Raw genomic sequence first — 12,373 nt, forward strand, 5'->3', positions numbered from 1 at the left:
CTGTCCTGCCCCACCACGTACTGATCCAAAAACTCGTAGATCTCCCGCGGCTTCGGCAACTCATGCAACCCCACCTCAGAAGACTCGTTCAGCTCTTCCTCGATGATCTCGTTGCAGAGGTCGATGCACTCGTCGCAGATGTAGACGCCCGGACCTGCGATGAGTTTCTTGACCTGCTTCTGGCTCTTGCCGCAGAACGAGCACTTGAGCAGATCGCCGCCGTCACCGATGCGTGCCACTCCGGAACGTCTCCTTCGGTTACTACGCCCGACAGTCGGGCGTTGGTCGAACCTGCCTCGGACCCGGGCCGGTTAGCCTCCGCGTCGCCGCCCCGGCCTTGTGAGCCGGCAGCCCCGCATCTGACAGTACAAAGACCGACGGTACTCCGTTCTGGGCCCGAACGGTCGTGTTCAACCGCGCGTCGGTGTGCGGCCACGACGAAACCAGGCATCGCCGATACCGTTTCGTCATCACCGCACACCGCACGACGGCCGCCTCCTAGACGTCGACGAGGCTCTTCTTACGGCTGACCAGCACCTCGTCGATCAGGCCGTACTCCACCGCCTGCTCAGCGCTGAGGTACTTGTCGCGCTCGATGTCACGGGCCACCTCGTCGATGGGACGGCCGGTGTTCTCGGCGATCATCTCCTCGAGCATGCTGCGCATCCGCAGGATCTCGTTCGCCTGGATCTCGATGTCGCTGGCCTGGCCGTAGCCACCCTCGGTGTAGGGCTGGTGGATGACGATCCGGCTGTGCGGCAGCGCCGAGCGCTTGCCCGGCGCGCCCGCGGCCAGCAACACCGCCGCCGCCGACGCCGCCTGCCCCAGGCACACCGTGTGCACGTCGGGGGTGATGTAGCGCATCGTGTCGTAGATCGCGGTCAGCGCCGTGATCGAACCACCCGGGCTGTTGATGTAGATCTGCACCTCACGGTCAGGATCCAGCGATTCCAGACACAACAGCTGGGCCATCACCGCATTCGCGATGTCGTCGGAGATCGGCGTACCGAGGAAGATGATGCGGTCCTCGAAGAGCTTCGCGTAGGGGTCGATCTGGCGGTAGCCGTAGGGCGTGCGCTCCTCCCAACGCGGGATGAAGTAGTCGGCACGCGGGAGCAGCTCCCGTGGCGTGGCGAGTCCCGGCGGGGTCACCAGACCCGGTGTCGGCAGGTGCGGTGGTGTGGGCATGGTGCTTCGTCCTCCAGGGCTACCGGTCAGGAGACGGGTCCGATCGAGCTGACCTCGCCGGCGTACTTCACCACATGGTCGATGAAGCCGTACTCGCGGGCCTGCTCGGAGGTGAACCAGCGGTCGCGGTCAGCGTCCTGCTCGATCTGCTCCACCGTCTGGCCGGTGTGCAGCGCGGTGAGCTCGAAGAGCTGACGCTTCAGGTGCAGGCTCTGCTGAGCCTGGATCTTGATGTCGGACGCGGTGCCGCCAAGGCCACCGGACAGCTGGTGCATCATGATCCGCGCGTGCGGCAGAGCGAACCGCTTCCCCTTGGTGCCCGCGGCGAGCAGGAACTGCCCCATGGAGGCGGCGAGCCCCATCGCCACGGTGGCGACGTCGTTGGAGATGTACTGCATCGTGTCGTAGATCGCGAGCCCCGCGTCAACCGAGCCACCTGGGCTGTTGATGTAGAGCCAGATGTCCTTTTCGGGATCCTCGGCGTTGAGAACGAGCATCTGCGCGCAGATCGCGTTGGCGTTCTGGTCACGCACCTCCGAGCCGAGGAAGACGATCCGCTCCTTCAGCAGCCGCTGATAGATGTGGTCATCGAGGCCGCCCTGGCCGTTGTGGCCCTGCGCCTTCTGCGCGTATTCGTTCACGTCCTCCGCCTACGTCCTCGCTCATCTGAGTGGGCCCGCACCGCCTCGGGAGGCCGGTGTCGCGGGCGCCGTGGGAACTGCCCCCGACCCTAGCCAACGCCCGGAGCGGATCCGACTGGGACGGGCCTCTGTTCGCTCACGGCGCAGAGGTCGGAACCACACGGAACCCAACCGCAAGGAACTCTTTGCAAAGAAACCTTTGCGGTTCTACCGTGTCGGATATGTCCACCACGCCGTCGCCGCCTTCTGGGAATCCCCTCCAACCCGACGAGAGCGCCGTCCTCAACGCCCGATCGCTGCGCGGGCTCGCCCACCCGGTCCGCGTGCGGATGCTCGGGCTCCTGCAGGAGTCTGGACCGGCGACCGCGACCACCCTCGCCCAGCGACTCGGGCTCAACACCGGAGCCACGAGCTACCACCTGCGCCAGCTCGCGGCGTACGGCTTCGTCGTCGAAGACCCCGAACGCGGCAGCGGGCGCGACCGCTGGTGGCGGGCGGCCCACCGCAACACCAGGTTCGACCTGTCCACCGTGTCGCCCGCCGGCGAGGATCCTGGCACCGCCTACCTTCGCGCCGTCGCACAGACGAACGCCGAGCGCATGCTGCGCGCCATCGACGAAGCACCGACGCTGCCGCCCGCCTGGCGCAGCGTGGGGACGCTCAGCGACTTCTCGCTCCAGCTCTCGGCGGAGGAGCTCCAGCGCCTGACGACCGACCTTCTCGACGTGGTGGCGCGCTACCGGCGGCAACCGATGAACGCCTCCGACGCGCCGGCCGGAACGGTGCCCGTCACGGTCCAGCTCCAGGCGTTCCCGCGCCCGGGCGTCCTCGGCCAGGACACGGGGGCCGCCGAAGCTGACCCCGGACCCCGCCCCCGTGATCATGATTGTGATCATGAAGCCGTTCGGGACATATAGCCCCATTTGGCTTCATGATCACCGGGCGCTCGGCATCCTGAACCGCGCGGGACCCAGGACCCGACCACCCGACCCAGGGATGCCGCTCCATACCGCGGCTACATACGGAACGGGCCGCCCGCACTCTCCGTGCGGACGGCCCGTTGACTCGAGATTTCGAGGGGTTGGCGGCTAGCTCCGTCAGGAGCCGCTCTCCTCCTGCTTGTCGCCCTCTGTCGCGGCGCCCTCTGTCGCGGCGCCCTCAGCCGTGGCTGCCTCGGCGGTCTCGCCTTCGGACTCCTCCGACTCCGGTGCGTACGTGCCGTCGGGTTGGAGACGCTTGAGCTCGACCGGGCGGCCCGACGCGTCGGTGACGGCGGCGTTCTCGACGACGTACGCGAGCGCCTTGCCCCGGCGTACCTCACGTACCAGCGCCGGTACGTAGTTGGCCTGGACGACCTGCTGGACGTACTCGTCCGGGCTCATCCCGGCCTGCTGCGCGCGCTGGACCAGAGCCTGGGTCAGCTCGGCCTCGCTCACCGTCAACTCTTCCTTGTCGGCGACCTCGTCCAGGACGAACTGCGCCTTCATCGACTCGCGGGAGCGCTCGTCAAGGTCGGCGACGAACTCCTCCTGCGACTGGCCCTCGCTCAGGAGGTACTGCTCCTCGGTGATGCCCATGTGGCTGAGCTGGTGCTCGATCGCCGCGCGCCGGGACTTGACGTCCTCAGCGATGGCGCTCTCCGGAAGCGGGATCTCCATCTGCTCGAGAAGCTTCTTGAGTACGGCGTCCTGCGCCTCCTGGGCCTGCTGGAGGCGCTTGCTGCGCTCGAGGCGGTCCCGCAGGTCAGTCGTCAACTCGTCCAGCGTGTCGAACTCGCTGGCAAGCTGCGCGAACTCGTCGTCAAGCTCGGGCAGCTGCTGCTCCTTGACCGTCTGAACGGTCACCGTGACGTCGACGTCCTCGCCCGCCTTGTCACCGGACACCAGCTGGCTCACGAAGGTCGCGGACTCGCCGGCCTCCTTGCCGCGTACGGCGTCATCGAGGCCCTCGAGCATCGAGCCGCTGCCAACGCGGTAGCTCATGCCGCTCGCCTGGGCGTCCTCGATCTGCTCACCCTCGCTGCTGGCCGAGAGGTCGATGGTGACGTAGTCGCCGTCCTCGGCCGCCCGCTCGACGGTCGTGAGCGAGCCGAACCGCTCGCGGAGCGCCGTGAGCTGCTCGTCGACGTTCTCGTCAGTGACGTCGGCGTCCTCGACGCTGGCGTCGACACCGACGTAGTCGGGAAGCGTGATCTCCGGGCGTACGTCAACCTCAGCGGTGAACGTCAGGTCGGCGCCGTCCTCGAACCCCGTCACGTCCAGCTCTGGCTGACCGAGCGGCTCGACGGAGTTGTCCTGCAGCGCGTTCACATAAAGGCGCGGGATCGCGTCGTTGACCGCCTGCTCCAGGACGTAGCCCCGGCCGACCCGCTGGTCGATGATCGACGGCGGGATCTTGCCCTTACGGAACCCAGGGATCGTCACCTGCCGCGCGATCTCCTTGTAGGCGGCATCGAGGCTCGTCTTGAGCTCCTCGAAGGGCACCTCGACGGTCAGCCGGACCCGGGTCGGGCTCAGGGTCTCGACGGCGCTCTTCACGATCGTGGATCTCCTCGGGATGCGGCACGGAATGCCCGGATACGCCAGATGCGCTCGCGGGCTCGTCACCTCGGGACGGCCGATCACGGACTCGATCCCGACGCGCGACGAAGTGTACGCCCACGCGGGGGGCTTCGCCCCCCGCGCACCCCCAACTACGCCCACGCACAGGTCCTGCGAAGGGCTTCGCCCCCGTGCAACCCCAAGAAGCGCAGGCAGCCGCCAACGCCCGCATACCGGCGGATCGTGGCGGGCCAGGAACTGGAGGGAGCAGACCCTGCCATGGTCGGGGAGGGGGGATTTGAACCCCCGGCCTTCGGCACCCAAAGCCGACGCGCTGCCAAACTGCGCCACTCCCCGGAGTCACGCCCGCCGCCGGATCCGCGCCGGTCAGTGTGGCATGGCGGGATCAGGGTACGGGACGTGACATACCGCCCACCCGAGTGGTTCGGACTGGACGGGCACTACGCTGGCCTCGCGGTGCCGCCCGGAGTTTAGTCCTATGACCACTTCTGGCGAGTCACCGAGCCGGTCGATGAGGGGTCATGGGATCATAGGCCGGCACCACCGCGGGTGTAGCTCAATGGCAGAGCCCCAGCCTTCCAAGCTGGTCATGCGGGTTCGATTCCCGTCACCCGCTCCACTGCTCCCCCGCAGGTCAGAAGGGGTAACGCTCCTACGTCCTTGCACGCCTCCGCGTGCGATTAGCGTGCGATTAGCCAGCGGGCGCACGTGTCCCGGACGCACCGTTGGCCAAAGCCCGACGGTCCTTCATCTTCAGCTAGTTGGCGTCGTGGTCGAACGTCCGCGAGAGAAAGTGCAGGCTTCCCCAGTCGTCGTGTTCGGTGCGGTTCAGCGTCATGTCGATCCGGCTGAGGACTCGCATCGACGCCACGTTAGAGGGCCGCACGGTAGCCCACACTCGACCGAGGTGGACTCTGGCGCATTCGGCCATGATCGCCGCGGACGCCTCCGATGCGTACCCTTCGCCTTGGCTGTCGCGCCGGATCATGTAGCCAAGCTCCGGTTCGGCAGCGCCCGTGCGCCCGACGAACAGACCACAGTTGCCAAGTAGACGCCCCGTGGACTTCAGCCGCACTCCGTACCAGCAAAGGCCGAGGTCGCGGTGAGCAGCGACCCGGCGCTCGATCCAAGCCCGTGTCTCGTCGACGTGTCTGAAGGGTCCGCCACCGATCGTGTGCGTCGCAGGATCACTGCGATCTCATGCAACTCGGGTCCGTCTTCCATCCGGAACGCATTGAGGTTCACTCGCTCGGTCGTCAGCACGCCGGCCATGCCTTCGAAGGAGCCCGATATCTCGGCCATCCAGGGAGCCTAGGGCCGCACCGGGGACACAGAGCCGTCAGAGCGGGTTGAGGCGGGCCTTGAGCAGGCAGAACTCATTGCCCTCGGGGTCGGCAAGAACGTGCCAGGGCTCCTCGCCGGTCTGGCCGATGTCGGCCGGGCGCGCCCCGAGCTTCAAGAGGCGTTCGAGCTCGGCGCCCTGATCGCGGTCGGTGGCGTTGACGTCGATGTGCAGCCGGGGCTTCCCCTGCTCCGGCTCGTCCCTGCGACTGAGGATGATCGTCGGCTGCGGGCCGCCGAACCCTTCGCGCGGCCCGATCTCGAGGGTGCCGTCCTCTTCGCGATCGAGCACTACGAAGTCCAGGACCTCGCACCAGAACCGCGCCAGCACCTCGGGGTCGCGGCAACCAAGCACGAGCTCACTGATACGACATGCCATTGACGAAACCTACTCTCAGCGTGGGAACTGCCGGGGCGGCCGCGCGGAGCTCTTGGGCTCCCCGCAGTGGGAACACGCTCGAGACCGTACCGGCGAGCAGGTGCGAAGGGCTTTTGGGGTCCTCGCCTCGCCCGGCCGGGCCGCCGGGTGAGGGCCGTACCAGGCTCAGCCGGGCGAACCGTTGATTGATCGGCTTTTCCTTGATGCATTCGAGGTCGACCGAGAACTCCGAGTGTCGGTTGTGTTCGACTTCGGTGACCTCGATTCGTTGGTGGTCCAACTGGACGATCAAGGAAACGGCTCTGCCGTCTACCTGCGGCACTGACATGGACGACCAGCACTTGGTCGACGGTACCGCCTCACCGGCCTTGCCGCGTGCAGCATCTACCGCATCGAGAACTGGCGACGTTCGCGATCGATGCATTGGAACGACCAGACCGCAATCGCCATCGACAACAGCCTCCCGGATAACTACGACATACGGCCGCTCCTACATGTCCATCCAATTCCGATCAGCGTCATACAAGGTGACCATGACTACGTGGACCCGGGCGCCAGTCAATGGAAAACCCTCGGTCGCGATCACCCAGGGATCGAGGTCACGGTCATCGACCGGGCCGGTCACAACTCCTGGATCGACGATGACACCGCATTCGACCGAGCCCTCGCGTCCGCCCTGAAGTACGCCGGCCGGGGCCCCGGTAGTGCAGTCTCCGCGCGACAAGCAGTAGGTCCAACCTGGAAGGTTGGCGCTCTCGCGACCAAGTTCATTGGCAGAGCTTGGCCAGCGCGGCGTCAATGGGGGTGAGGTCGGCTAGATTCGCACCGGGGTTCCACCACGTGCAGTGAGACATCTCGCCGTTCGGGGTGAACGGTAGCGGTGCGGCAATTCGCCCCTGGTAGATCGCCAGGAACTCAAGCCGGTGGTCCGGTGCGACCCGTATCCGCGCAACGCCGGCGAAGTCGAGCTGGTCTGCCCGCTGACCACTCTCCTCCTCGAGCTCTCGTACCGCGGCGTCACAAGGGGTTTCACCCGGGTCGAGCATGCCGCCGGGCAACTCCCACAATTGTCGCCACCGGTTGAACACCATCAGGCAGGCACCGGCATGCCAGAGCACTACCAGGGATGCCGTAAGCGGGATAGACGGATCCAAGTGAGCAAGCTCGTGTTCGGGAAGACGATCGAAGGCCAGGAGCGCGGATCCGTCATTGTTCTCCACTGGCAACTCATCCATGAATGGACAGTCTCCCATCTCCGAACGATTCATCTAATGATCGAGACAATCTGTAGCGCCGCCTGGGCAAGTTGTTCGTCACCGGTGACGCTCATCTGGACACGGGCGTCTTTCGGGTCGAGCATGCGTACGCAGAGCCGCCACCAGGTCTCCGCATCGCTGACGATGGTCGTGGTGGGGTCGAGCGGCTCTGGACACGGCTGCCAGGAACCCGACACTCGGCACCAGCTCCAGGTGCCGTCCAGGTCGGGTTGGAGACGAACCACCAGGGACTGGTCAGCGAGTGCGTTGTTGCCAGCGTTACGGTCCAGCGTGCCAGCCATGGCGTGCATGAAGGTATCGATCACCGCACGCAACACCGTCCGATCACGTGGGTTCGTACGGGAGACGGCTTCGCGCATCTGTTCCTGATGGACGAAGTCCTCGGTGAAGTCACGTGCGCAGTCGAGCCAGACCGGAGCCGGACGACCTGGTTGAACCCAGCTGACGGGTTCGCCCATCGCGGTCAGGTCGGTGTTCTGCCAGAAGGTCAAGACCTTGGCCGAGGTGGTCGCGAGGAGCTCCCTCAGCACCTGCGGGCTGATGCGCGCAGCGGCGTTGACCCACTCAGCGTTGAATCTGTGCAGAAACTCGCTCAATGTTTCGCCGGCTGCCGGCCCGCCGCCTGCATGATTGTCGCGCGATCGCGACAGCCTGGACACGTCATCGCCAATAAGATGGGCGACCACGTCCCGGACCCGCCAAGGCTCGGCCGCGGTCATTGCGTTCCAGTCCGACGTTTCCAGCCCACCAAGGAGCTCAAGTAAGGCCCCTCGTACATGGGCGAACATCGGGCGTGGATCGAATGGACGTAGCGTGGCGGCTTCCTGGGACATCATGTCGCCAAGTATTCCGTAACCGATGAGGGGCGGATGTCAACGACGCATCGGCAAACGCCAATGACTTTGCCTCTTAACGAAGCCTCAACCAGGACCGCAGGTGGTCCAGGAGCGACCAGGATGCGCGCGGATCTTTGGGTTCGTCCGCCGCGACGGCTCGGAGATACTCGCGAAGATCGGCGATGTCCGGAACGGACATACCCGGCATATGCAGGCGGTAGTACTCCTGAATCCGCGCTCGAAGTTCGTCCTCGAGGGGCTCGTCGGACGCAATCACGACCTGACGCGCGTCACCGGCGGGCAAAGAGGAGGCAGCACCCCCCAACGGCAACACCGGCCAAGCCGGGAAGAAGAACCAGCAGACCCGGCCCCGGCAGGACAAGCATGACGATGCCAATGACTGTGAGGAACCCACCAGCCACCAGCAGAGTCCAGCCGGCGGTTCGGTCAGGACGGCCGCTCACCGCATCCACCCTCCCAGCGATTGAGCGAGCAGCGTACCGGACGGCGCCGCTTCAGAACCCCTCTTGCAACAATCGTGGCGTGAACGACGCTCGCATCCGCCCACGGGACGCCGCGGACCTACCCAGGTGCGTGGCCGCCCTTGCTGAGGTCCACGCCACGGACGGCTATCCAACCTGCTGGCCCGCCGATCCTGTGGCCTGGCTGACACCTTCGGACACGCTGAACGCCTGGACCGCCGAAGCCGAAGGTGAGATCGTCGGGCAGGTTGTGCTGCGCGCGGGCCCGACCGGTGAGATCGCAGGTGCGCTCTCCCAAACCGCGGGGGTTCCGCCTGAGCAGCTGGCCTCTCTGTCTCGCCTCTTCGTCGTACCACGGGCGCGCCGCCTCGGCGTCGGTGCCGCACTCCTCCAACGTGCCCACGAAGAAGCGTCCACGCGGCGCCTACGTTTGACACTCTGCGTTGTCGACGACGAGCGCGGAGCAGCCAGAGCGTTGTACGAACGTGCGGGTTGGCTGCATGTCACGAGCACCCACGCCGATTGGACCACGCCAGACGGCACCCACCCGCTCGAACACCACTACCTGAGCCCGCCGTACAAAGAAGCCGAGGCAATCGGATCGCCGTGACCCTCAGGCGAACGAGTCCGCATTCGGCTACGGCGGAGCACCTCCACGTGGGCCGCGACCGTTCCCGTCACCACGATGCACAGATGGCGCCGAGCATCCACAACCGCTCCTCAAGGTACTCGTTACCGCGTACGCATCTCTTGTATGAGAACACTCCACCCTCGTAGAAGGGTCGCCAACTATTGGGTTGGGCGGTCCCGAATCAACCGTTAGCGACCTTTCGAGCAACGAAGCCTGCCTGGCTGTAGGGCGAACCGCAGCAGCGCGCTCATCGCGCCCTCCTCCGTGCGCCTCGGATCCATCAGAACGACGTCCGCCACGTCCTCGACTCCTCGCACCCGAACCAACGGCCCGCTCACACAAACGTCGGCGATCAGCCCGGAATGCTGAAAATCGAGCGGCGTCCCATCGCTGCTACGCGAGATGTGAAGGCAGAACCGCCGCCAGGGCCCGATCCAGGTCACCGAGGCACCGCACTCCTCGCGGAGCTCGCGTACGACCGCCTGCTCAGGCGTCTCGGCCCCCTCGGGGCTTCCCCCCGGCAGGTCCAGCAATCCTTTGTACGGACCTCTGCTCTTCAGCACGGTGACGACGTGATTTCCCTGCCACAGAAGGCCGTACACACCGAAGTGACGCGATTTCCGTGGCGGCCCCATCAGGCAGCAGTCCCTTCACCAGGAAGCCGCCGGAACGTACGAAGCGGTGACCATACCGCTACCGCTACGGCGAATAGCATGCCCAGACTGCTGGCCACGAACGTCACCCGCAAGCCAATCAGACCGCCAGCCGCTCCCCCGAGCAATGCGCCGATGGGTTGGGTACCGAAGACCAGGAAACGCCAGGTCGCGTTGACGCGGGCGAGCATGTCGGGTGCCGCGAGGGCTTGGCGTACCGTGACCTGGTTGATGCCGTAGAGCGGCGGACCGGCACCACGTAGGACCTGAGCGAGTACGAGAACGCCAAGGACCAGCGGCATTGGCCCAGCCGCCGCGGCAAGACCGAATCCAGCGATGGCGGCGAGAAACCCGCCCAGAATGAAACCCGGACCATGCCCGATGCGTTCGGTGATCGGCGCGGCCGCGAGGGCGCCGACAATGGATGCGACTCCACTGACAGCCACGATCGCGCCCACCAATGACGGGGAAAGGCCGACTTCACGGGCAAGGAAAAGAACCAGAATGACATTCTGCATCTGGCCCGCCAACGCACCGAGTGCGGCCGCCACGATCAGCGGACGCAGGATCGGATGACCGAAGACCGCTCCGATACCACCAGCGATCTCGCCGGCAAGGCGGCGTCGCTGCGGCTCCCTAGCAACCTCCTCCCTTGCAACCTCCTCACTGGCGACCGCCGGTCCAGGCTCGCGGATCAGCCCATTGCAGAGCGCGGACAAGAGAAACGACACCGCATCGACCAGGATGGCGATCGGCGCGGTAAGGAGTTGGACAAGCGTCCCGCCCAGAGCCGAACCAACTGTGCTGACAACCGAATTGCTTTGAGCGCTGACGGTGTTTGCCTGCAGGAGGTGGTCGCGCCCCACCAGAGCTGGTACGAACGACGTGGTCGCCACGGTGCCGAACAACGAGCACACGCCCGTGAGGAGCACGACGAGATACAGGTGCCAGATCCGCAACGCGTCCAGCATGGCCAACAGCGGAATCGTGGCCAGCAACAGCATCTGGGTCAGGTCGGCGATCACGAGCGTACGGCGGTACGAGGCACGCCCCAGCCATACTCCAGCCGGAAGCCCCAGCACCAGATGCGGAACGAAGCCCACGGCGCCGAGTAGACCGACCTGTGCAGGCGAAGCATCGAGCATAAGGACAGCCGTCAGCGGCATCGCCACAGCAGTGATGTTCGAACCAAGCAAGGAGGTCGTGCCACCGATGAAAAGCTTGGTGAAGTTCGGATAACGGGCGAGCACCGACCACTGCCGAAAGAAGTTACGCACGTGTCCCCAGCCTCCGCCCTCGTCCGTCGTCCACGATCTCTGTCAGCTCTCTCGGGGCGCGCGAAATGACGCCCAAGGAACCATGTCAGATAGGAGTCCAGCGGCACGAGGGTTGTTCGCTGTGGGCGAAGGCATATACGGAGCGGGGCCGGCCGGAGATCCCGGCGGCCATCCTCACGCCCTGTCAGGCAAGGAACTCAGAGACCTGGTCGAGAAGTCGGATCACCCCAGGCCGGCTCGTCCTTCCTTCGGCCCGCCCAGGCCGCGATCGCATGGGGCTCGTGCACGTTTCCAGGATGGGTGAAGGAGACCTTCAAAACGGCAGGCGCACCATCATGACGGCGTACTCGCCCGCACAGCGTCGCGGTGCCACTCAGGCATTCCTGGAAGCTGCTCGCCCGGCCGCGCGATGAAGCCGAAGTACTCGGGCTTCTCCGCGTACCACTCCGCGACAAGCAACTGCTGGTCCTTGGTCATCCAGTCTCGCATCTCCTCCACCAACGCCATCGCCTCTGGGCTGGTCGGGGCCAGCCCCGCTTCCATGGCGGCATGAAGTCGTTCGGCGAAGGCACGACGACGGTCTTCGATCGCCTGCCACTCCTCCTTTGACTGTGGTGTTGGCGGCCCGTCGACCGATGCGAAAACCCCACTGCCTTGGCGCTCGGCCAGGTCCTCGGCATAGCTCGCGGGCGGGTCCCAGCGTCCGAAGATCTCCAGTCGTTCCTCGGCCGTAAGTTGATATCCCATCTGATGCGCCTCCATCGTCCGGTCAATGGTGGCGACCATGTGTCGGATGCGTTCGGCCCGAGCGATGAGCAGCTCACGTTGACGTTTCAGGTGCGCAATCGCATCGACGGACGGATCGTTGACAATGGTCGCGATCACTTCCAGAGAGAACCCAAGCTCCCGGTAGAACAAGATTCGCTGCAGGCGGTCCACGTCAGACTCGCTGTAACTCCGGTATCGGCCGGAGTCCGCTCACTTGGTGAAAGCAACCCGATCTCGTCGTAGTGATGCAGCGTGCGCACGGTGACACCGACGAGACGCGCGACCTTCCCAACCGAGTAGCTCATGGTTTCCCCTCCCTTACGTCGTCAAGGCTGCGGC

The 12,373-nt window shown here is 65.6% G+C and carries 15 protein-coding genes, 2 tRNA genes and 2 pseudogenes; 3 read left to right on the top strand and 16 right to left on the bottom strand.

What is annotated here, in order from left to right; all coding sequences use genetic code 11:
• The 3 genes from B141_RS44215 to B141_RS0133815 all read right to left on the bottom strand — a co-directional run.
• On the bottom strand, positions 1 to 239 hold a 239-nt coding region (locus tag B141_RS44215), incomplete at its 3' end, for a ClpX C4-type zinc finger protein (RefSeq protein WP_040423109.1).
• 259 nt (positions 240 to 498) lie between these two features.
• Complete coding sequence (locus B141_RS0133810; protein WP_020579617.1) at positions 499 to 1,188, bottom strand: ATP-dependent Clp protease proteolytic subunit; 690 nt, start codon at positions 1,186 to 1,188, stop codon at positions 499 to 501.
• 26 nt (positions 1,189 to 1,214) lie between these two features.
• Positions 1,215 to 1,829: an ATP-dependent Clp protease proteolytic subunit gene (locus B141_RS0133815; protein ID WP_020579618.1), complete on the bottom strand. Its 615-nt coding sequence runs from the start codon at positions 1,827 to 1,829 to the stop codon at positions 1,215 to 1,217.
• A 221-nt stretch (positions 1,830 to 2,050) separates the two neighbouring features.
• Here B141_RS0133815 and B141_RS44220 point away from each other — a divergent pair, with 221 nt between their 5' ends.
• Positions 2,051 to 2,746 carry an ArsR/SmtB family transcription factor gene (locus B141_RS44220; RefSeq protein WP_020579619.1) on the top strand — a complete coding sequence of 232 codons (696 nt, stop codon included), beginning with the start codon at positions 2,051 to 2,053 and terminating at the stop codon, positions 2,744 to 2,746.
• Positions 2,747 to 2,926: 180 nt separating this feature from the next.
• On the opposite strand, the gene tig is transcribed toward B141_RS44220, so the two are convergent.
• Positions 2,927 to 4,366: a trigger factor gene (gene tig, locus B141_RS0133825; protein ID WP_020579620.1), complete on the bottom strand. Its 1,440-nt coding sequence runs from the start codon at positions 4,364 to 4,366 to the stop codon at positions 2,927 to 2,929.
• Positions 4,367 to 4,649: 283 nt separating this feature from the next.
• Positions 4,650 to 4,726, bottom strand: a tRNA-Pro gene (locus tag B141_RS0133830).
• A 209-nt stretch (positions 4,727 to 4,935) separates the two neighbouring features.
• On the opposite strand from B141_RS0133830, the gene B141_RS0133835 reads away from it, so the two are divergent.
• Positions 4,936 to 5,009 (top strand) — tRNA-Gly (locus B141_RS0133835).
• 273 nt (positions 5,010 to 5,282) lie between these two features.
• Here B141_RS0133835 and B141_RS53070 read toward each other — a convergent pair.
• The 6 genes and pseudogenes from B141_RS53070 to B141_RS0133870 all read right to left on the bottom strand — a co-directional run.
• Positions 5,283 to 5,561 (bottom strand): annotated as a pseudogene (locus B141_RS53070) (GNAT family N-acetyltransferase); the annotation flags it as partial.
• Positions 5,456 to 5,692 carry a hypothetical protein gene (locus B141_RS49950; RefSeq protein WP_157181485.1) on the bottom strand — a complete coding sequence of 79 codons (237 nt, stop codon included), beginning with the start codon at positions 5,690 to 5,692 and terminating at the stop codon, positions 5,456 to 5,458. The pseudogene B141_RS53070 and the gene B141_RS49950, both read right to left, overlap by 106 nt.
• Positions 5,693 to 5,729: 37 nt before the next feature.
• The gene (locus B141_RS0133850) at positions 5,730 to 6,110 is read right to left on the bottom strand and encodes a VOC family protein (protein WP_026257824.1); all 381 of its coding nucleotides are present in this window, start codon (positions 6,108 to 6,110) and stop codon (positions 5,730 to 5,732) included.
• The gene (locus B141_RS0133855; RefSeq protein ID WP_157181486.1) at positions 6,091 to 6,402 is read right to left on the bottom strand and encodes a hypothetical protein; all 312 of its coding nucleotides are present in this window, start codon (positions 6,400 to 6,402) and stop codon (positions 6,091 to 6,093) included. The genes B141_RS0133850 and B141_RS0133855 overlap by 20 nt, the downstream gene beginning before the upstream one ends.
• Before the next feature lie 475 nt (positions 6,403 to 6,877).
• The gene (locus B141_RS52615) at positions 6,878 to 7,345 is read right to left on the bottom strand and encodes an NUDIX hydrolase (protein WP_026257825.1); all 468 of its coding nucleotides are present in this window, start codon (positions 7,343 to 7,345) and stop codon (positions 6,878 to 6,880) included.
• A 29-nt stretch (positions 7,346 to 7,374) separates the two neighbouring features.
• Positions 7,375 to 8,223, bottom strand: a complete 849-nt coding sequence (locus tag B141_RS0133870) for a maleylpyruvate isomerase family mycothiol-dependent enzyme (protein ID WP_026257826.1) — start codon at positions 8,221 to 8,223, stop codon at positions 7,375 to 7,377.
• A 543-nt stretch (positions 8,224 to 8,766) separates the two neighbouring features.
• Here B141_RS0133870 and B141_RS44230 point away from each other — a divergent pair.
• On the top strand, positions 8,767 to 9,315 hold the full coding sequence (locus B141_RS44230) for a GNAT family N-acetyltransferase (protein WP_020579629.1): 549 nt from the start codon (positions 8,767 to 8,769) through the stop codon (positions 9,313 to 9,315).
• A gap of 209 nt (positions 9,316 to 9,524) precedes the next feature.
• Here the strand turns inward: B141_RS44230 and B141_RS46530 are convergent, their stop codons facing one another.
• The 5 genes and pseudogenes from B141_RS46530 to B141_RS53075 form a co-directional block, all read right to left on the bottom strand.
• Complete coding sequence (locus tag B141_RS46530; protein ID WP_084678691.1) at positions 9,525 to 9,971, bottom strand: NUDIX domain-containing protein; 447 nt, start codon at positions 9,969 to 9,971, stop codon at positions 9,525 to 9,527.
• Positions 9,971 to 11,266, bottom strand: coding sequence for an MFS transporter (locus B141_RS0133890; RefSeq protein WP_020579631.1), 1,296 nt, complete (start codon positions 11,264 to 11,266; stop codon positions 9,971 to 9,973). The genes B141_RS46530 and B141_RS0133890 overlap by 1 nt, the downstream gene beginning before the upstream one ends.
• A gap of 333 nt (positions 11,267 to 11,599) precedes the next feature.
• Positions 11,600 to 12,052, bottom strand: a complete 453-nt coding sequence (locus B141_RS44240) for a TipAS antibiotic-recognition domain-containing protein (protein WP_474775233.1) — start codon at positions 12,050 to 12,052, stop codon at positions 11,600 to 11,602.
• Positions 12,047 to 12,223, bottom strand: a pseudogene (locus tag B141_RS53255) (MerR family DNA-binding protein); the annotation flags it as partial. The gene B141_RS44240 and the pseudogene B141_RS53255, both read right to left, overlap by 6 nt.
• On the bottom strand, positions 12,148 to 12,339 hold the full coding sequence (locus B141_RS53075; protein ID WP_202806013.1) for a MerR family DNA-binding transcriptional regulator: 192 nt from the start codon (positions 12,337 to 12,339) through the stop codon (positions 12,148 to 12,150). The gene B141_RS53075 and the pseudogene B141_RS53255, both read right to left, overlap by 76 nt.
• Positions 12,340 to 12,373 lie beyond the last annotated feature (34 nt).

The organism is Actinopolymorpha alba DSM 45243, assembly GCF_000373925.1.
In the GTDB taxonomy this organism is placed as follows: Bacteria; Actinomycetota; Actinomycetes; order Propionibacteriales; family Actinopolymorphaceae; genus Actinopolymorpha; species Actinopolymorpha alba.